Source organism: Micromonospora yangpuensis (genome assembly GCF_900091615.1).
Taxonomy (GTDB): domain Bacteria; phylum Actinomycetota; class Actinomycetes; order Mycobacteriales; family Micromonosporaceae; genus Micromonospora; species Micromonospora yangpuensis.
Genome location: NZ_FMIA01000002.1, coordinates 1,996,138 through 2,013,518 on the forward strand (window position 1 = coordinate 1,996,138; position 17,381 = coordinate 2,013,518).

Consider the following 17,381-nt stretch of genomic DNA (forward strand, 5'->3'; position numbering starts at 1 on the left):
GCAGAATGAGGTGGACGCGTGACCGAGGCGCACATCGAGACGGAACTGCCCCCGCCGCTACCCGAGGGCGGCCTGCGGATCACGCCGCTCGGCGGGCTCGGCGCCATCGGTCGCAACATGACCGTCTTCGAGTACGACGGCAAGTTGCTGATCGTCGACTGCGGGGTGCTCTTTCCTGACGTCGAGCAGCCGGGCGTGGACCTGATCCTGCCCGACTTCGGGCCGATCCTGGACCGGCTCGGCGACGTGCAGGCGATCGTGCTCACCCACGGGCACGAGGACCACATCGGCGCGGTGCCGTACCTGCTCGCCCACAAGCCGGACATCCCACTGGTCGGCTCCCAGTTCACCCTGGCCCTGGTCGAGGCGAAGCTGGCCGAGCGGCGGATCCAGCCGTACACGCTGACCGTCCGGGAGGGCGGCCGGGAGCGGCTCGGTCCCTTCGAGTGCGAGTTCTTCGCGGTGAACCACTCGATCCCGGACGCGCTCGCGGTGGCCATCCGCACCGGGGCGGGCCTGGTGCTGCACACCGGTGACTTCAAGATGGACCAGCTGCCGCTGGACGGCCGGATCACCGACCTGGCCGGGTTCGCCCGGCTCGGCGCGGAGGGGGTCGACCTGCTGCTGTCGGACTCCACCAACGCGGAGATCCCCGGCTTCGTCACACCGGAGCGGGAGATCGGGCCGGTGCTCGACTCGATCTTCGCCAAGGCCAAGGGGCGGATCATCGTCGCCTCGTTCGCCTCGCACGTGCACCGGGTGCAGCAGGTCTTCGACTCGGCCGCCGAGCACGGCCGCAAGGTGGCGTTGATCGGCCGGTCGATGGTCCGCAACATGGGCATCGCCCGCGACCTCGGCCTGCTCAACATCCCGGCCGGCCTGGTGATCGGCATCGAGGAGGCGACCACCCTCCCGCCCGAGCAGATCGTGCTGATGTCCACCGGCAGCCAGGGCGAGCCGATGAGCGCGCTGGGCCGGATGGCCAGCGGGGACCACCGGCACATCACCATCGCCCCCGGCGACACCGTGGTGCTGGCCTCGTCGCTGGTGCCGGGCAACGAGACCTCGGTCTACCGGGTGATCAACCGGCTGGCCCGTGCCGGCGCGGTGGTGGTGCACAAGGACGTCGCCAAGGTGCACGTCTCCGGCCACGCCCCCGCCGGTGAGCTGCTCTACCTGCTCAACGTGACCCGCCCGAGCAACCTGATGCCGGTGCACGGCGAGTGGCGGCACCTGCGCGCCCACGCCCGGCTGGGCATCGAGAGCGGGGTCGCCCCAGACCGGGTGGTGCTCTGCGAGGACGGCGACGTGGTGGACCTGGTCGAGGGCCGGGCCAGCCTGGTCGGCCACGTCAAGAGCCGGTACGTCTACGTCGACGGGTTGGCCGTCGGCGACGTCAGCGAGTCGCTGCTGACCGAGCGCCGGATCCTCGGCGACGGCGGTTTCATCGCCACCACCGTGGTGGTCGACTCGGTCACCGGCAAGGTGGTCGGTGGCCCCACCCTGTCGGCGAAGGGCTTCTCCGAGGACCCGGCCGCCTTCGACCCGGTGATCCCGCTGGTCACCGAGGCGCTCAACCGGGCCGCCGCGGACGGCATCACCGACCCGCACCAGCTCCAGCAGATCGTCCGGCGCACCGTGGGCCGCTGGGTGAACGACGCGTACCGTCGGCGACCGATGATCGTCCCCAACGTCGTCGAGGTCTGACCACCGGCTCGACCGCACCGGGTCCACCGCCGCCCGTTCCACGGGTACGGACGGCGGTGGACAATGGTTCAATCGACCGCTTCGCAATAGTTTGTCGTCGATTGTTTCAACCGTTCGGCGCCGTGTTCCGTACTCCGTGCCGGCAGACGTACCCGCGTCGGCCGGGAGGAGCGTGGCGGATGGACCGCAGACGGATGACAGCCATCGGCGTGGTGGTCGTGGCGCTGGGAGCGGCGACGGCGGTGACCCTGCCCTCGTTCGCCGGGGAGGGGCCGACCCCGACGGGTGGCCCGGGTGCGACCTCGGCGCAGCCCGCGCCGGAGGTGGTCGACGCGCTGCGGCGGGACCTGTCGCTGAGCCGGGAGCAGGCGCTGAGCCGGCTTGACCGGGAGCGGTGGGCGGCCGGCGTGACCACCCGGCTCGGCGCCGAACTCGGCGCCGCGTACGGCGGAGCCTGGCTCGCCACCGACGGCACCACCCTGAACGTGGCGGTCGCCGACCGGGCCGAGGCCGAGCGGGTACGCGCCGCCGGTGCGGTGCCGAAGGTGGTCACCCGGAGCCTGACCCAGCTCGACCGGCTCAAGAACACCCTGGACCGGTCCGGCCCGGCCGCCTCCGACGCCATCTCCGGCTGGTACGTCGACGTCGCCAGCAACTCGGTGGTGGTGCTCGCCGAGCCCGGCGCCACCAACGCCGGCTGGCGGTTCGTGGACCGCAGCGGGGTGCCCCGGGAGGCCGTCCGGGTCAACGCCACGGTGCAGGCCCCCCGACTGCTCTTCGACGTGCGCGGCGGCGACGCGTACCTCAACGGCAGCGGCCGCTGCTCGGTAGGCTTCTCGGTGGTCGGCGGCTTCGTCACCGCCGGGCACTGCGGCCAGGTCGGCGACCGTACCCTCGGGGCCAACCAGGTGGAGCAGGGCGTCTTCCGCGCCTCGTCCTTCCCCGAGGACGACTGGGCCGTGGTCGCGGTCAACCGGGACTGGATCCCGCAGCCGGTGGTCAACGACTTCAACGGCGGTACCGTCCCGGTCGCCGGGTCGCTGGAGGTCCCGGTCGGCTCGTCGATCTGCCGCTCCGGCTCCACCACCGGCGCCCGCTGCGGAGTGGTCCAGGCCCGCAACACCACGGTCAACTACCCGGAGGGTACGGTCACCGGCCTGACCCAGACCAACGTCTGCGCCGAACCGGGCGACTCCGGTGGCTCGTGGATCTCCGGCGACCAGGCGCAGGGCGTCACCTCCGGTGGCTCCGGTGACTGCACGGTCGGCGGCATCACCTTCTTCCAGCCGGTCAACGAGATCCTGCAGACCAACGGACTGACCCTGGTCACCACCGAGCTGACCGGCTCCGGCGGGGCAGCCCAACCGGCCCGTCGTGGCCTGCTCGGACGCATCTTCTCCTGACGCTCCACCCCGCTGCCCCCGCCCCGTTCAACCGGGCGGGGGCAGCGCCGTACGCCCATCTCGCGCACGTATCCACACTGCCCCCGTCCCCGCGTCCGCGCTGCGCCCGCCCCTGTCGCCCGCCCCTCCCCGCGTCCGCGCTGCGCCCGCTCGGTCGTGGAAATAGTGGTCACTGGTGGTGAGAGAGCTACTCGTTCCTGGATGTTGTGCCAAGGAATCCGGGTGTTGTGCACTCGTTCCTGGGAGTTGTGTGGTGGGGGGAGCTGCGGGTGGGGGAGCCTTTGGGGGTGGCGGTCGGTCGGGCGATCTCGCAGTCGAAGATGCCGGCCCAGAAGGTCGTCAACGAGGCGACGCCGGAGCAGTGGGTCACCGAGCGGTGGAGGTCGCGGACGACCTGGCCGGGGTTGGCGGGGCCGGTCTGGCTGGCGGGGGCGTGGTCGGGGTGCGGGACTCGAAGGACCGGGCGGGGGCGGTCTTGGCCTTCGCCCCGACGCGCTGGCGAGCCTTCGTCGACGCCCTCAAGTCCGGCCACCTGACCTGACCGCTCAGCCTCACAGCCTTTGGGGAGATCTGTTGTCGCTATAGCGACAACAGATCTCCCCAAAGGCACCCCGAATATGGCGGAGAGGCAGCGCGGCGAGGTCGTCAACCACCGTCCGAGAGCAAGGAAGGGCCCCTTGTTAACGCATCTGGTAGAGAGGGTTACCCCTCTCACCGCCGGCTGGGGGCGGCAACCACGGAGCCGCCGGCCGGGGGCGGCAGCCACCGAACCGTCAGCCGAGGGCAGCGACCGCCGAGCAGGTCAGCCGAGGGCGGCCACCGCGTCGGCGTACGCGGTCGCGGTGGTCACGGCGGCGTCGACCAGGACGGCCAGCTGCACCGGGGCCACCCCGTACGCCAGGTCGGTGTTGACGTCGCCGGCGAGCACCAGCTCACCGTTGCCCAGGTCGTGCACGTACGCCCGGGGCTGCAGTCGATCGTGGTTCCAGGCGTTGCAGAACCGGTACGCCTCGGCCCGGCGGGTCGCCGGCAGGCGGCGGACGGCGGCCACCCGCGCCTGCAGGATGTCCCCGCGTTCGCCGATCCGCTGGAACTGGATCACCGCCGATCCCCACCGACCGAGCACGGTGCCGGTGGCGTCGACCGCGTAACCGTCCCCGCGACTGTCCAACGTGGCGGTGATCATGGACAGGCTCAGCGGCATCGGCTCCACGTCGCTGGTCCCGCCAAGCACGTCCTGGCCGTAGTCGTCCCCGGGAGCGCGGTCACCGGGCACGTCCTGGGTCGCGCCGTGCGGTTTGCCGCCGGCTGGTCTGCTGCCGTGCGGGCCGTCACCGTCCGGTCCACCGATATCGGACCCGTCGCTGTCCGGCCCGTCGGCCGGCAGGGGGACCGCCGGGCCGGTGGGGCGTTCGGCCAGCCAGCCCGCGATCCGGCCGGACTGGTGGCCGGTGCCGTTGCGGGCGTCGAAGCTGCCGGCCAGTGCGGTGGCGACGGCGAGCAGGTCGGCACCGAGCGCCCCGACGTCGAGATCGGCCGCCGGCCGGGTGCCGTACGCGGGGCGGTGGATCCGCTGTGCGGCCAGCCCGGCCTCGGCCGCCACGGCGCAGACCAGCGCCCCGGCGGCGGCGAACTCCATCGCCCGCCGGTCGTCGGGGGCCCGGTCCAGTCGGGGCAACTGCTCGGCCAGGACCGCCAACCCCCGGGCCGGGTTGCCGCTGAGCGCGCAGAAGCGCAGGTGCGCCGCGAGGTACCCGAACGCCGACCACTCCCGCCGGTGTCGCCGGTAGGCCCGCACGTGTCCCGCCGCCGCCCGGTGCGGCTCGCCGGAGCGCAGCCACGGCAGCAGCGCCACGGCCAGGGCCGCCGCCGGCTGGTCGGTGCAGTCGACCGTACCCGCCAGGACCGGGCCGAGTTCGGCCAGCGCGCCCCGGTGGTCGCCCCAGCCGGCGAGCAGTTCGGCCCGCCGTACCGGTAGACAGCCCACGCAGCCCGAGGCCGGATCGGGCTCGGCGGTGCGCCACCGCTCGTACCAGCGTCGGGCCGCTGGTTCGTCGCCAACGTGGTCGGCGATCCGGCAGCGCAACCCGGCGACCACCTGGCCGCCGACCTCGTCCAATCCGGGTACCGGGCCAGCGTCGGTGGCCTTGTCCAGCCACGTTGCCGGGCCAGCGTTGGCGGCGGTATCCAGTCCCGGCACCGGGCCAGGGGCGCTGGCGGTGTACGGCCCGGATACCAGGCCAGCGTCGGCGGCAGTGTCCAGTCCGGGTACCGGATCGGGTTCGCCGGAAGTGTCCGGTCCGGGTAGCGGGCCAGGGGCGTTGGCCGTGTGTGGCCCGGGTGCCGGGCCAGCATCGGCGGCGGCGTCCAACTCGGCCACCGGGCCGGTCTCGGCGGCTGCCGCCGGCACCGTCCCGGCGTCCGGTCCGTCCACCGGGACCGGTGCCCGGTCACCGGCCGGCGACGACCGGCGGACCAGGTCGTCCAGCATGGCCCAGCCCTGGGCCAGGCCCACCCGGGGCGTGCCGAGCATCGCCTCGACGGCGTACCGCTGGTACCGGCGCATCGTCGCCACCAGGTCATCCGGGGACGGCGGTTCGTCGACCCGCGCCCGGTCGAGGGTGTCGAGGCAGTGGCGTACCGGATCGAACAGCCGCCACTGCTCGTCCTGCCGCAGGTACGTCTCGATCAGCTCGACGCGGGCCTGGAGCGACCGCGCGGTGTCGCCAAGCGCGTCGGCGTGGCGGGCGACCCGCTCCAGGTCGGCGGCGCGGTCCGGGCCGTCCGGCTGGTCCCGGGCGTCCGCCAGGGCCTCGACCAGCGACTGGCCCTCCCGCCCGGCGGTGCGGTCGCGCCCTACGACCCCGTCCCGGCCGGTGAGTCCGTCCCACCCGGTCACCGCGGCAACCCGTCGCGGTGGCGGCCGACGGCGGCGGCGAGATGGCGGCCGGCCGAGATGCCGGTGTCGAGGAGCCGGTCGAGTTGGTGCGTGGTCACCCCACGCTCCAGGTCGGTGACCGCCTCGCCGTGGATCCGGGCCTGGCCGGCGTCGTCGACGTGGACGAAGGCCTTCGGCCAGAGCTGCCCGTGGTTCCAGTCGTTGCAGAAGGCGTGCAGTGCCGGCACCCGCTCGATGCTGAAGGTCGGCGCGGTCACCGTGCGGACCTGCAGCACCTCTCCGGCGGCACCGAGCCGCAGGAACCAGAACACGGTGTCGCCCTGGCGGCTGTAGTGGCTGCCGTCCGGAGCGGTGTGCACGGACCGACCCCGCTGGACCAGCACGGCGGCGACGAGGTCGCCGGTGAGCGGGCGCAGCGTCGACGGGTGCCCGACGAGAGGATCGTCGGAGAAAGCCGGCGACACCATCCGAGATCCCTTCCTGGAGAGGCGAATATCACGATTGGCGGCAAAGGCCGTGTTGCGACGCGCGGACACGACCCGCAAAAGCGGCGGTCCACCGGCCTACGCCGTTACGGTGACCCTATGGCGGGCCGTACCTCTCAGGCGAGCCGGCGGCGCGGCGCGTCGCCGCGCGGAACCACGAACAACCGTGCCCGGCAACCGGCGAAGAAGGCCAAGGCGCCCGTCCGGCGCAAGGCCGCGGCCCGTCCCGGCCCCGCGAACCTGATCGGCCGGGCCATCGGTACGACCTGGATGGGCGTGGCCCACGGGGTCGGCTGGGCGGTACGCGCCGCCGGCCGGCAGGCCGCCTCCGCCCGGGACCTCGACCCGGAGCACCGTCGCGACGGTGCAGGCCTGCTGCTGTTCGGCATCGCCCTGCTCAGCGCGGTGGCGATCTGGTTCTCCGGTGCCGGCCCGGTGGGGCAACGGCTCGCCGACACCGTCCGGCTCTTCCTCGGCGCGATCTCCATCGTGGTGCCGGTGCTGCTCTCCATCGGGGCGTGGCGGGTGATGCGGGAGCCGGGCGACCCGGAGCACCGGGGGCGTGGGCTGGTCGGCTGGGGTTCCATGTTGGTCGCCTTCGCCGCCCTGCTGCACATCGGACAGAATCCGGTCGACCAGACCCAGCGTGACTACGCCGGGGGGCTGATCGGTGCCGGCGTCGGTGACCTGCTCCAGCGGGCGGTGACCGGCTGGGTGGCGGTGCCGCTGCTGATCCTGCTGCTGGTCTTCGGCCTGCTGGTGGTCACCGCCACGCCGATCAACAAGATCCCCGAACGGCTCGGTCTGCTCGCCGGCACGGTGGTCGCGCCGCCGGACGACGACGAGGAGGCCGAGGCGCCGCCGGCGAAACCGGCCCGCCGCCGGCCGGCCAAGCGCGCCGCGCCCCCGCCGTCCGACCCGGACGACCTCGACGACGAGGAGTACGAGGGCGTCGACCTGCAGCAGACGATGGTGCTGCCGCGCAAGCCACCGTCGAAGGTCCCGGCCAGCCGCAAGCCGGCCGAGCCACCGGAGCACTCGCCGGCGCCCACCCGGGCCGAGCAGCTCGCGCTGACCGGGCTGGCCGGCGACTACACCCTGCCGCCGGCGAACATGCTCTCCGGCGGGGCCGCCCCGAAGACCCGCAGCAAGGCCAACGACGAGGTGATCGCCGCGCTGCGCGGGGTCTTCGAGCAGTTCGGGGTGGACGCCGACGTCACCGGCTTCACCCGGGGCCCGACGGTCACCCGGTACGAGGTCGAGCTGGGCCACGGGGTGAAGGTCGAGCGGATCACCCAGCTGTCCCGCAACATCGCGTACGCGGTGAAGTCGCCCGACGTCCGGATCCTCAGCCCGATCCCGGGCAAGAGCGCGGTCGGGGTGGAGATCCCGAACACCGACCCGGAGAACGTGGCCCTCGGTGACGTGCTGCGCTCCCGGGCCGCCACCAGCGACCACCACCCGATGGTGGTCGCCCTCGGCAAGGACATCGAGGGCGGCTACGTGGTGGCCAACCTCGCGAAGATGCCGCACATCCTGGTGGCCGGGGCCACCGGGGCGGGCAAGTCGAGCTGCCTGAACACCCTGCTGGTGTCGATCCTGACCCGGGCCACCCCGGACGAGGTACGGCTGCTGCTGATCGACCCGAAGCGGGTCGAGATGACCAGCTACGAGGGCATTCCGCACCTGGTCACCCCGATCGTGACCAACGCCAAGAAGGCGGCCGACTCACTGGAGTGGGTCGTCCGCGAGATGGACATGCGCTACGACGACCTCGCCGCCAACGGGGTCCGGCACATCGACGACTTCAACCGCAAGGTCCGCAACGGGGAGATCACCGCCCCGCCGGGCAGTGAGCGGGAGATGCGCCCGTACCCGTACCTGCTGGTGATCGTGGACGAGCTGGCCGACCTGATGATGGTCGCCCCCCGCGACGTCGAGGACTCGGTGGTCCGGATCACCCAGCTGGCCCGCGCGGCCGGCATCCACCTGGTGCTGGCCACCCAACGACCGAGCGTGGACGTGGTCACCGGCCTGATCAAGGCCAACGTGCCGTCCCGGCTGGCCTTCGCGACCTCGTCGCTGGCGGACTCCCGGGTGATCCTGGACCAGCCCGGCGCGGAGAAGCTGCTCGGCCGGGGCGACGGCCTGTTCCTGCCGATGGGCGCGTCGAAGCCGGTCCGGATCCAGGGCGCCTGGGTGACCGAGCGCGAGATCGCCGACGTGGTGAAGTTCTGCAAGGACCAGCGGGAGCCGGAGTTCCGGTCGGACGTGCTGACCCCCGTCCAGGATCCGAAGAAGAAGATCGACGAGGAGATCGGCGACGACCTGGACCTGCTCGTGCAGGCGGTGGAGCTGGTGGTGACCTCGCAGTTCGGCTCGACCTCGATGCTGCAACGCAAGCTGCGGGTCGGCTTCGCCAAGGCCGGCCGGCTGATGGACCTGATGGAGACCCGCGGGGTGGTCGGCCCGTCCGAGGGCTCCAAGGCCCGCGACGTGCTGGTCAAGCCGGACGAGCTGGAAGAGGTCCTGGCCGGCCTGCGCGGCGACGACTAGGTCGTGTTTCGTAGGGCGGCGTTGTTGGGGCGTGGCGGTGATCGCTAATGGAAGAGGTCTCCGGTAGTTGGTTCAGCGACCAAGCTGGAACTTCACACCGGAGACCTCGTGCCGAGCGTAGCGGCAGCGAGGCGACATGACCTGACCGACGTGCAGTGGGCGGTCCTCGAGCCGTTGCTGCCTGCGGGAACGGGTCATGCTCGGCCGCGCAGATGGACCATGAGAGTGATCATCGACGGGATCCGGTGGCGGGTCCGGACCGGATCACCATGGCGGGACGTGCCCGCGTCCTACCCGCCGTGGCAGACCTTGTACCGGTGGTTCCGGCGCTGGCAGCGCGACGGCGTCTGGGCGCAGATTCTCACCTCGTTGCAGGCCCTGGCGGACGCGGCGGGGTTGATCGGCTGGACGGTGAGCGTGGACTCGACCATCAGCCGCGCCCACCAGCACGCCGCTGGGGCCCGCCGTGACGGGCAGGCGCAGAAGGAGCCACCCGGTGGTGTGCAGACCGAGCCGGCAGATCACGGCCTCGGCCGGTCAAGGGGCGGCTGGACCACCAAGACCCATCTGGCCTGCGAGCAGGGCCGCAAACTGATGGCCATGGTGGTGACCGCCGGACAACACGGCGACAGCCCGCAGTTCATCCCCGTACTGGCCAAACTACGTGTCCCACGCGCCGGTGGCGCCCGGCCCCGGACCCGCCCCGACATGGTGCTGGCCGACAAGGCGTACACGTCCAAAGCCAACCGAGCCCACCTACGATCCCGGGGCATCCGAGCGTGCATCCCGAGCAAGGCCGACCAGGACGCGCACCGCAAGGCCAAAGGGTCCAAAGGCGGACGTCCACCCGCCTTCGACCCCGAGGTCTACCGCCTGCGTCACGCCGTGGAGTGCGGCATCAACCAGCTCAAACACCACCGCGCCATGGCCACCAGATACGACAAACTCGCCGTGCGCTACGAAGCCACCCTCACCATCGCCGCCATCAACCAATGGCTCCGCGCACTACGAAACACGGCCTAGGCCCGCGGCGACGACTGGGCCCGCGGCGACGACTGGGCCGACACCGGGAGACCCGGACGCGGACGGGCCCGCCGGGAAGATCCCGGCGGGCCCGTCGCGCGCGGTGGTGCTGGTGCGGCGGCTATGTCAGGAACTCATGATCAGGGCGCCGAGGATCATGTTGAGCAGGATCGCGCCGACCCCGGCCGCGGCGGCGTACCAGCCGAGCGGCTTGTCGCCCTGCAGCGCGCCGGCGACCCCGAGACCCACCGCGATCAGGCCGAAGAGCAGCGGGAACACGAAGATGCCGATGGCGGCGAAGACGAAACCGGCGATCGTCAGGATCCGCGCGGTGCTGGTGTTGGAACGGCCCCGGGTGCCGGTGTGGATGTTCGCCATGATGTCCTCCTGGTCGACTGATCTTCGGCGTCGGTCAGGCAGTACCCACGGTGGTGCACCGTCCAAACAGCACCGGGCGAAGCACTCAGTGGAAGACCTTCAGGCCGATCACGCCGGCCACCACCAGCAGCAGGCAGAGGATCCGGGGTAGGTTGACCGACTCGCCCAGGGCCACCATGCCGACGACGGCGGTGCCGACCGCGCCGATACCCACCCAGACCGCGTAGCCGGTGCCGACCGGGATGTCGCGTAGCGCGTACGCCAGGCCGAGCATGCTGAGAACCAGGGTGACCAGGAAGACGAGTGAGGGCGCCAGCCGGGTGAACCCGGCGCTCCGGTCCAGGGCGATCGCCCACGCGGTCTCCAGCAGTCCGGAGATCACCAATACGATCCAGGCCATGAGATCCACCTCGGCGGGCCGGCCCGGCCACCGGGACCGGGACGAGTCTCCTCGCGCGCAGTGTCCTGCCGCGCGAGCTTCCACGCGGGGCGTCTTGGCCTGACCGGGTACGCCCACGACTCGTCCGGGGTGGCCACGGCGTACCGGGCCACCGTCGCGACCATAGCACCGCCGGTGTGCGGCCGGCGGTGCCGCGCCCGGTACCCTCGGATCGTGTCTGCCACCTCCCCCGCCACCCCTGACGACCACGCCACCCCCGACGGCCGCCGGGTCGCGTTGCTGACCCTGGGCTGTGCCCGTAACGAGGTCGACTCGGAGGAGCTGGCCGCCCGCCTGCACGCCGACGGTTGGCAGGTCACCACCGACGGCGAGGGCGCCGACGTGGTGGTCGTCAACACCTGCGGCTTCGTGGAGAAGGCCAAGCAGGACTCGATCCAGACCCTGCTGGCCGCCGCCGACACCGGTGCCAAGGTGGTCGCCGCCGGTTGCATGGCCGAGCGGTACGGCCGGGAGCTGGCCGCGAGTCTGCCCGAGGCGCAGGCGGTGCTCAGCTTCGACGACTATCCGCAGATCGGTGCCCGGCTCGACGCGGTGGTCGCCGGCACGGCCATCGACGCGCACACCCCGCGGGACCGGCGGGAGCTGCTGCCGCTCACCCCGGTCTCCCGCCGGGACAGCGCGGTGTCACTGCCCGGCCACGGCACCCCGACCCGCGCGACGATGGAGACCGACGAGCACACCCCGGCGCACCTGCGGCAGGTGCTGCGCCGCCGGTTGGACACCGGGCCGGTCGCCTCGCTGAAGCTGGCCAGCGGTTGTGACCGCCGCTGCACCTTCTGCGCCATTCCCGCCTTCCGGGGCGCTTTCGTCTCGCGTACCCCGGACGAGCTGCTCGCCGAGGCGGAGTGGCTGGCCAAGACCGGCGTTCGCGAGCTGGTCCTGGTCAGCGAGAACTCCACCTCCTACGGCAAGGACCTGGGCGACCCCCGGGCGCTGGAGAAGTTGTTGCCGCAGTTGGCCGCGGTCGACGGCATCGTCCGGGTCCGGGCCAGCTACCTGCAGCCGGCCGAGACCCGCCCGGGGCTGGTCGAGGCGATCGCCACCACGGCGGGGGTGGCCCCCTACTTCGACCTGTCCTTCCAGCACTCCAGTGAGCCGGTGCTGCGCCGGATGCGTCGATTCGGCTCCACCGACCGGTTCCTGGAGCTGCTGGCCGGGGCCCGGACGCTGGCCCCGCAGGCCGGCGCGCGGAGCAACTTCATCGTCGGTTTCCCGGGGGAGACCCGGGCCGACGTGGCCGAGCTGGTCCGGTTCCTGACCGAGGCGCGGCTCGACGCGATCGGCGTCTTCGACTACAGCGACGAGGACGGCACCGAGGCCGCCGGGCTGCCGGGCAAGGTCTCCGCCGCCACGATCAAGCGCCGGTACGACCGGCTCGCCGCCCTGGCCGACGAGCTCTGCTCACAGCGTGCCGAGGAACGGCTCGGCACCAGCGTCGAGGTGCTCGTCGACAGCGTCACCGACGGGGTGGTGGAGGGCCGGGCGGCCCACCAGGCTCCCGAGGTGGACGGCTCCACCACCCTGGTCGCCCCGGTCGACGGCGGCGTCGACCTCGTCGCGTTGCGCCCGGGTGACCTGGTCCGCGCCACCGTGACCGGCACCGAAGGGGTCGACCTGGTGGCCGTACCGGACGAGATGATCTCGGCGGCGCCCGGCGCGGTCCGGTGACGGCGTCGCCGAGCCCAGCGGGGGACGCGGTACCGGGGACGCCTGACCGGGTCGCCGCGGTAGCCGGGGGAGCGGTGGCCGCTCCGGTGTCGGTGTGGAACGCCGCCAACGCCCTGACCGCGTTGCGGCTGGCCCTGGTACCGGTCTTCGTGGTGCTGGTGGTCGTTTCCGGGACGACCCGGCCGGGTTGGCAGATGCTGGCCTGTCTGATCTTCGGGTTCGCCTCGCTCACCGACTTCGTGGACGGCTGGATCGCCCGTCGTTTCGGGCTGGTCACCTCCGTCGGCAAGGTCGCCGACCCGATCGCCGACAAGGCGTTGACCGGCGCGGCGTTGCTGCTGCTCTCCGTCTACGACCGGCTGCCCTGGTGGGTGACCGTGGTGATCCTGGTACGCGAGTGGGGCATCACCGCGCTGCGCTTCTGGGTGATCCGGCACGGGGTGATCGCGGCCAGCCGGGGCGGCAAGCTCAAGACGGCGTTGCAGACCCTGGCCATCGCCTGGTACCTCTGGCCGATGCCGGCCGCCCTCACCGTCGTGGGCGACTGGATCATGGGGGCGGCGGTCCTGGTCACCGTGGTCACCGGCTTCGACTACCTGGCCCGGGCGCTGCGCCTGCGCCGCCCCACGGCGGCCCGGTGAGGCGAGCCGGACGCGATGATTGGGGCGGTGCGGTGGGGGAACGGGTGAGCAATGGAGAGCGATGCGAACGGGCGGCTGCCGGTCGGTAGTCCGGCGGCGGGGGTGGTGCACCGGCTGGCGCAGCGGCACGAGACGTTGGCGACTGTCGAGTCGCTCACCGGCGGGCTGTTGGCCGCCTCGGTCGTGGAGATCGCCGGGGTCAGCGGCGTCTACCGGGGCGGCCTGGTGGTGTACGCCACCGAGATGAAGGCCGAGCTGGCCGGTGTGCCGGCGGACCTGCTGGCCGCGCGGGGACCGGTCGATCCGGATGTGGCGGTCGCCCTGGCCGAGGGCGGCCGACGGCGGTGCGGCGCGGACTGGGCGGTGGCCGCCACCGGGGTGGCCGGACCGGAGCCGCAGGACGGCAAGCCGGTCGGCCTGGTCTACCTGGCGGTGGCCGGTCCGGACGGGAGCACGGTCCGGCAACTCGATCTCGACGGTGGGCGGGGGCACATCCGCGCGGCGGCGGTGATCGAGGCCCTCCGGCTGCTCACCGAGCAGATCGACACCCTGGAGGTGGTCCGCCGGTGAGGCCGTCGACCGGACCGGGCCGGTGATCAGCGGGCGGGGTGGGATGTCAGGCGGCGCGCCAACGGGTACGGTTGCGGGAAGGCCCGGTGGTCGGCCCGTGTCGGCGTGGTGACGCCCCGTCCGGCGTGTGTCCACCGGGTGAGTGTCCCTCAGGGGGAGGTGCCATGGTCCTGCTACGCCGGGTGATCGGTGACGCGCTGCGGGCGCGCCGTCAGGGGCAGCACCGCACCCTGCGCGAGGTCTCCTCCGCCGCCAACGTCAGTCTCGGCTACCTCTCCGAGATCGAGCGCGGCCAGAAGGAGCCCTCCAGCGAGCTGCTGGCCGCCATCTGCGACGCCCTCGGTGCCCGCCTCTCCGAACTGCTGCGCGAGGTCAGTGACACCGTGGCGCTCGCCGAGCAGATGCCCGGCGTGCTGGTGCCGGTCCAGGAGGGCACACCCGCCCCGGCGGAGCCGGCCCCGGTGGGTCCCACCGCCGTGCGCAAGGCCACCGGCCGGGGCGTCCGCCAGGTCACCTCCGACGGCACCGTCTCGGTCTCGGTCCGGCACGATTCGCCGTTGAAGGCGACCCTGCGCAGCAAGCGCGTGCGGTCCACAGACCGGGACGTGGTCTGCGCCGCCTGAGCGTCCCGCACCCCTGACCGGGGCGTCCCACCCGTGGCCGGGGTGGTTTCCGCCGCGTAGGGTTGCCTGCAAAGCGTTGGCCTGGCCGGCGTCCGTTGGCGTACCCGATGCCGGGTTGGCGTGCGCCTGGGACGATGGATCCAGTGCCGCGCGTCGCCGGTCCGGCTCCGTCCGGTACGGCGTAGGCGGAGCGATGCGACTGAGGGGACACGGCGAAGATGGCTAACCCGTTCGTCAAGGGTTGGAAGTACCTGATGGCGCTCTTCGGTGCCAAGATCGACGAGCATGCCGATCCGAAGGTGCAGATCCAGCAGGCCATCGAGGAGGCGCAGCGCCAGCACCAGGGGCTCGTCCAGCAGGCCGCCGCGGTGATCGGCAACCAGCGTCAGCTGGAGATGAAGCTGTCCCGCCAGATGACCGAGGTGGAGCGGCTGCAGGCCAACGCGCGACAGGCGCTGGTGCTGGCCGACCGGGCCCGGGCCGGCGGTGACGAGACCGAGGCCGGCCGCTACGAGCAGTCCGCGCAGACCCTGGCCAGCCAGCTGGTCTCGGCCGAGCAGGCCACCGAGGACCTGAAGACCCTGCACGACCAGGCGCTGGCGGCGGCGGCCCAGGCCCGTCGGGCGGTGGAGAACAACTCGATGATCCTCCAGCAGAAGCTGGCCGAGCGCACCAAGCTGCTCAGCCAGCTGGAGCAGGCCAAGATGCAGGAGACGGTGGCCGCCTCGCTGGAGTCGATGTCGTCGTTGACCGCCCCGGCCAACACCCCCGCCCTGGACGAGGTCCGTGACCGCATCGAGCAGCGGTACGCCACCGCGATGGGCCGGGCCGAGTTGGCCGGCAACTCCGTCGAGGGCCGGATGATGGAGATCCAGAAGTCGACTGTCGACATGGCCGGCTCGGCCCGGCTGGAGCAGATCCGGTCGAGCATGGCCGGCGAGCAGCTCGGCGCCCGGCCGGCCGCGTCGGAGGCCCAGCCGGCCGCGCCGGCGGGCGACCCGGCCGCCGCCGCCCGCCTCGACGAGCTGCGGGCCAGCATGTCGAAGGACCGGGGCACCGGGGACGCCACTCCCGCCGGCTGACCAGGCCGACGGGGTCGCTCCGGTGGGCACCGCAGGGGTGCGCGGGATGAGGAGGTACGGGTGACGGACGAGCGGGAACGGTACTTCCGCCGACTGCGCCGGCTGCGCCGGTCGGCCCGACGGTGGAGCGTCACCGCCGGTGGACTCGGCGGCACCGCGGCCGTGCTCATCCCGTACGCGGGGGTGGGTCTGCCGGACGCGGCCTGGGCCGGGGCTGCCGGCACCGCCGTCGCGATGGCCGTCTGGCGCTGGATCGACCTGCGGGCGCTTGCCGCCCAGCCGGCGCCCGCCCCGGTCGACCCGGCCGAGGCCGCGGCCCGTTCCCGGGCCCGCCTGGTCGCCGCCGTCGAACGGCTGCCCGCCGGGGCGGGAGTGCTGGCCGAGGTGCGTCGGGTCCGGTCCCGGGTGGCGCTGCGGGGCACCTCGGTCGCCCCGCTCTGGGCCCGGCTGGACCAGGCCGCGTTGGCTCTCGGCGGGATGTCCGGCCGGTTGACCGGGCTGGCCGCTCCCGTGCTCGGGCAGGCCGCCGAGGCCGACCGGTCGCTGCGGGAGCTGGCCGGCCGGGTGGTGAGCGTGGAACGGGCGCTGCGGCTGGCGCCGGCCGAGCCCCGCTCGCCGCTGGCCGACGCCCACCGGGAGCTGGTAGAGCAGTTGACCAGTGGGGTCACCGCGTACGAGCAGCTGGTGGTCGCCGCCGCCGGTTACCTCGCCGAGGATTCCCGCCCCACCGGCACCGAGCACGTCGCCGCATCCCGGTTGACCGAGGCCACCGACCTGCTGCACGGCGTCTCCTCGGCCCTGGCCGAGCTGCGCGCCACCGGCCCGGCCCGGCTGCGCACCCCCACCACCTGAGCCGCCTGCTGCTGACCGGGCCCGCCCGCTGCCGATTCGCGGAAACCGGTGGCATCCCCGTCACGGGCCGGGTGCCCGGCCGGATCGGTTGCTGCGGTGCCAGGACGCGGGTTGAGCCGGTGGGGCGGAGTTGGCGCTGGCCGAGCTACCAGCGGCGGGAGTGGCCGGAGGCGACAGGTTGACGGCCGCCATGGCGGCCGTCAGCTCCGGCGGCGGCCCGGGGTAGGGCGGCGGTGGCGGGTACGCGGGCGGGCCTGGCGTCCCGTCGTAGGCCGGCACCTCCCTCGGCCGGTAGGTGAGCGGGCGGGCCGGGCCCGGGAGGTAGGTCTCCGGATTCCGCCGATTCGGCAGTGCCGGCTCGTAGCTCTGCAGCCACGCCAGCCGCCTGTGCGCCGCTGATCCGGGTCTGAGCAGCGCGGACCAGCCGTGTTCGGCGAGCGTGGTGAGGACGGTGTCGCTGACGTGGGCCTGCCGGTCGAGATCGCGCAGTCGCCGGCCGATGTCGAACGGCTGTTCTTCGGCCTTGAGCCGGGTCCACCCGGGGAGTCGGCGGGCCGTGAACACGGTGACCTCGACCGTGTCGGTCCGCGCGGGGAGTCGACCGCCCTGCTCGTGGCACCGCTGGGCGAGTTGCGCCATCGCGTTGCGGTAGCCGAGGGGGGTGAGTTCGCCCGCCATGGCCACTCTGTCCAGCCACTCCGGCAGGACACCGTCCCGGACGAGCTGCGCCCTGATCCGCTCCGGCATCGCCATCGGCCCGCCGTACTCCCAGCGGGTGATGTTCGTCCACCGGCGCAGGTTGTCGCGGACGTCCGGATGAGCGGCCCGGTCCATCACCACCTTCTCGTCGCGGACCCGGATCCTGCCGGCGCGGTGATCAGCCAGGTAGTGGCGGACGAAGTCCAACCACTCCTGGTCGGTGCTCGGGGCCATCGACCGTCCTTTCCGGAGACTGTGCGGGAACTACGGAAGGCGGAGCCCACGGTTCAGTCCGTGGCACAACTCGCCACCGAAACCCGGACCATCGGCAGTGG

15 protein-coding genes, 1 pseudogene and 1 riboswitch are annotated in these 17,381 nt (G+C 72.8%); of the genes and pseudogenes, 11 read left to right on the forward strand and 5 right to left on the reverse strand.

Features of this window, described 5'->3' with window-relative positions; translation table 11 throughout:
- Positions 1-18 precede the first annotated feature (18 nt).
- The 3 genes from GA0070617_RS09190 (at position 19) to GA0070617_RS09200 (ending at position 3,651) form a co-directional block, all read left to right on the forward strand.
- Positions 19-1,707: a ribonuclease J gene (locus GA0070617_RS09190; protein ID WP_091435574.1), complete on the forward strand. Its 1,689-nt coding sequence runs from the start codon at positions 19-21 to the stop codon at positions 1,705-1,707.
- A gap of 179 nt (positions 1,708-1,886) precedes the next feature.
- Complete coding sequence (locus GA0070617_RS09195) at positions 1,887-3,110, forward strand: S1 family peptidase (protein WP_091435575.1); 1,224 nt, start codon at positions 1,887-1,889, stop codon at positions 3,108-3,110.
- 376 nt (positions 3,111-3,486) lie between these two features.
- The gene (locus tag GA0070617_RS09200) at positions 3,487-3,651 is read left to right on the forward strand and encodes a DUF397 domain-containing protein (protein ID WP_229688651.1); all 165 of its coding nucleotides are present in this window, start codon (positions 3,487-3,489) and stop codon (positions 3,649-3,651) included.
- 261 nt (positions 3,652-3,912) lie between these two features.
- Here GA0070617_RS09200 and GA0070617_RS32150 read toward each other — a convergent pair whose 3' ends face one another.
- A complete protein-coding gene (locus GA0070617_RS32150) occupies positions 3,913-5,676 on the reverse strand; it encodes a type III secretion system chaperone family protein (protein WP_373868440.1) in 1,764 nt (587 codons plus the stop codon).
- 329 nt (positions 5,677-6,005) lie between these two features.
- On the reverse strand, positions 6,006-6,476 hold the full coding sequence (locus GA0070617_RS09210; RefSeq protein WP_091435577.1) for a type III secretion system chaperone family protein: 471 nt from the start codon (positions 6,474-6,476) through the stop codon (positions 6,006-6,008).
- Positions 6,477-6,593: 117 nt separating this feature from the next.
- Here GA0070617_RS09210 and GA0070617_RS09215 point away from each other — a divergent pair, with 117 nt between their 5' ends.
- The gene (locus GA0070617_RS09215) at positions 6,594-9,050 is read left to right on the forward strand and encodes an FtsK/SpoIIIE family DNA translocase (protein ID WP_091435578.1); all 2,457 of its coding nucleotides are present in this window, start codon (positions 6,594-6,596) and stop codon (positions 9,048-9,050) included.
- Positions 9,051-9,158: 108 nt separating this feature from the next.
- Entirely contained in the window at positions 9,159-10,073 is a 915-nt protein-coding gene (locus GA0070617_RS09220; RefSeq protein ID WP_091435579.1) for an IS5 family transposase, read from the forward strand.
- A 126-nt stretch (positions 10,074-10,199) separates the two neighbouring features.
- Here the strand turns inward: GA0070617_RS09220 and GA0070617_RS09225 are convergent, their stop codons facing one another.
- Together GA0070617_RS09225 and sugE are read right to left on the reverse strand one after the other, a co-directional pair.
- Positions 10,200-10,451, reverse strand: a complete 252-nt coding sequence (locus tag GA0070617_RS09225; protein ID WP_091435580.1) for a hypothetical protein — start codon at positions 10,449-10,451, stop codon at positions 10,200-10,202.
- Positions 10,452-10,536: 85 nt separating this feature from the next.
- The gene (gene sugE, locus GA0070617_RS09230) at positions 10,537-10,851 is read right to left on the reverse strand and encodes a quaternary ammonium compound efflux SMR transporter SugE (RefSeq protein WP_091435581.1); all 315 of its coding nucleotides are present in this window, start codon (positions 10,849-10,851) and stop codon (positions 10,537-10,539) included.
- An 83-nt stretch (positions 10,852-10,934) separates the two neighbouring features.
- A riboswitch (guanidine-III (ykkC-III) riboswitch) is annotated at positions 10,935-11,006 on the reverse strand.
- Positions 11,007-11,061: 55 nt separating this feature from the next.
- On the opposite strand from sugE, the gene rimO reads away from it, so the two are divergent.
- The 6 genes and pseudogenes from rimO to pspM all read left to right on the forward strand — a co-directional run.
- Positions 11,062-12,579 (forward strand): 30S ribosomal protein S12 methylthiotransferase RimO, encoded by a 1,518-nt coding sequence (gene rimO, locus GA0070617_RS09235; protein WP_091446147.1) that lies wholly within the window; start codon positions 11,062-11,064, stop codon positions 12,577-12,579.
- A 74-nt stretch (positions 12,580-12,653) separates the two neighbouring features.
- Positions 12,654-13,220: a CDP-diacylglycerol--glycerol-3-phosphate 3-phosphatidyltransferase gene (pgsA, locus tag GA0070617_RS09240; RefSeq protein WP_091435582.1), complete on the forward strand. Its 567-nt coding sequence runs from the start codon at positions 12,654-12,656 to the stop codon at positions 13,218-13,220.
- A gap of 51 nt (positions 13,221-13,271) precedes the next feature.
- Complete coding sequence (locus GA0070617_RS09245; protein ID WP_091435583.1) at positions 13,272-13,790, forward strand: CinA family protein; 519 nt, start codon at positions 13,272-13,274, stop codon at positions 13,788-13,790.
- Between the two features lie 164 nt (positions 13,791-13,954).
- Positions 13,955-14,413, forward strand: a complete 459-nt coding sequence (locus GA0070617_RS09250) for a helix-turn-helix domain-containing protein (protein WP_091435584.1) — start codon at positions 13,955-13,957, stop codon at positions 14,411-14,413.
- 218 nt (positions 14,414-14,631) lie between these two features.
- Positions 14,632-15,495, forward strand: coding sequence for a PspA/IM30 family protein (locus GA0070617_RS09255; RefSeq protein WP_091435585.1), 864 nt, complete (start codon positions 14,632-14,634; stop codon positions 15,493-15,495).
- 51 nt (positions 15,496-15,546) lie between these two features.
- Positions 15,547-16,347: pseudogene (pspM, locus tag GA0070617_RS09260) on the forward strand (phage shock envelope stress response protein PspM); the annotation flags it as partial.
- A 60-nt stretch (positions 16,348-16,407) separates the two neighbouring features.
- Here pspM and GA0070617_RS09265 read toward each other — a convergent pair.
- On the reverse strand, positions 16,408-17,280 hold the full coding sequence (locus GA0070617_RS09265; RefSeq protein ID WP_091435587.1) for a hypothetical protein: 873 nt from the start codon (positions 17,278-17,280) through the stop codon (positions 16,408-16,410).
- Between the last annotated feature and the right edge of the window lie 101 nt (positions 17,281-17,381).

Coding starts and splice junctions, on each gene's coding strand:
- GA0070617_RS09195 (WP_091435575.1), top strand. CDS start 1,887: ATGGACCGCAGACGGATGACAGCCATCGGCGTGGTGGTCGTGGCGCTG.
- GA0070617_RS32150 (WP_373868440.1), bottom strand. CDS start 5,676: ATGCGCCGGTACCAGCGGTACGCCGTCGAGGCGATGCTCGGCACGCCC.
- GA0070617_RS09210 (WP_091435577.1), bottom strand. CDS start 6,476: ATGGTGTCGCCGGCTTTCTCCGACGATCCTCTCGTCGGGCACCCGTCG.
- GA0070617_RS09215 (WP_091435578.1), top strand. CDS start 6,594: ATGGCGGGCCGTACCTCTCAGGCGAGCCGGCGGCGCGGCGCGTCGCCG.
- GA0070617_RS09225 (WP_091435580.1), bottom strand. CDS start 10,451: ATGGCGAACATCCACACCGGCACCCGGGGCCGTTCCAACACCAGCACC.
- sugE (WP_091435581.1), bottom strand. CDS start 10,851: ATGGCCTGGATCGTATTGGTGATCTCCGGACTGCTGGAGACCGCGTGG.
- GA0070617_RS09245 (WP_091435583.1), top strand. CDS start 13,272: ATGGAGAGCGATGCGAACGGGCGGCTGCCGGTCGGTAGTCCGGCGGCG.
- GA0070617_RS09250 (WP_091435584.1), top strand. CDS start 13,955: ATGGTCCTGCTACGCCGGGTGATCGGTGACGCGCTGCGGGCGCGCCGT.
- GA0070617_RS09255 (WP_091435585.1), top strand. CDS start 14,632: ATGGCTAACCCGTTCGTCAAGGGTTGGAAGTACCTGATGGCGCTCTTC.
- GA0070617_RS09265 (WP_091435587.1), bottom strand. CDS start 17,280: ATGGCCCCGAGCACCGACCAGGAGTGGTTGGACTTCGTCCGCCACTAC.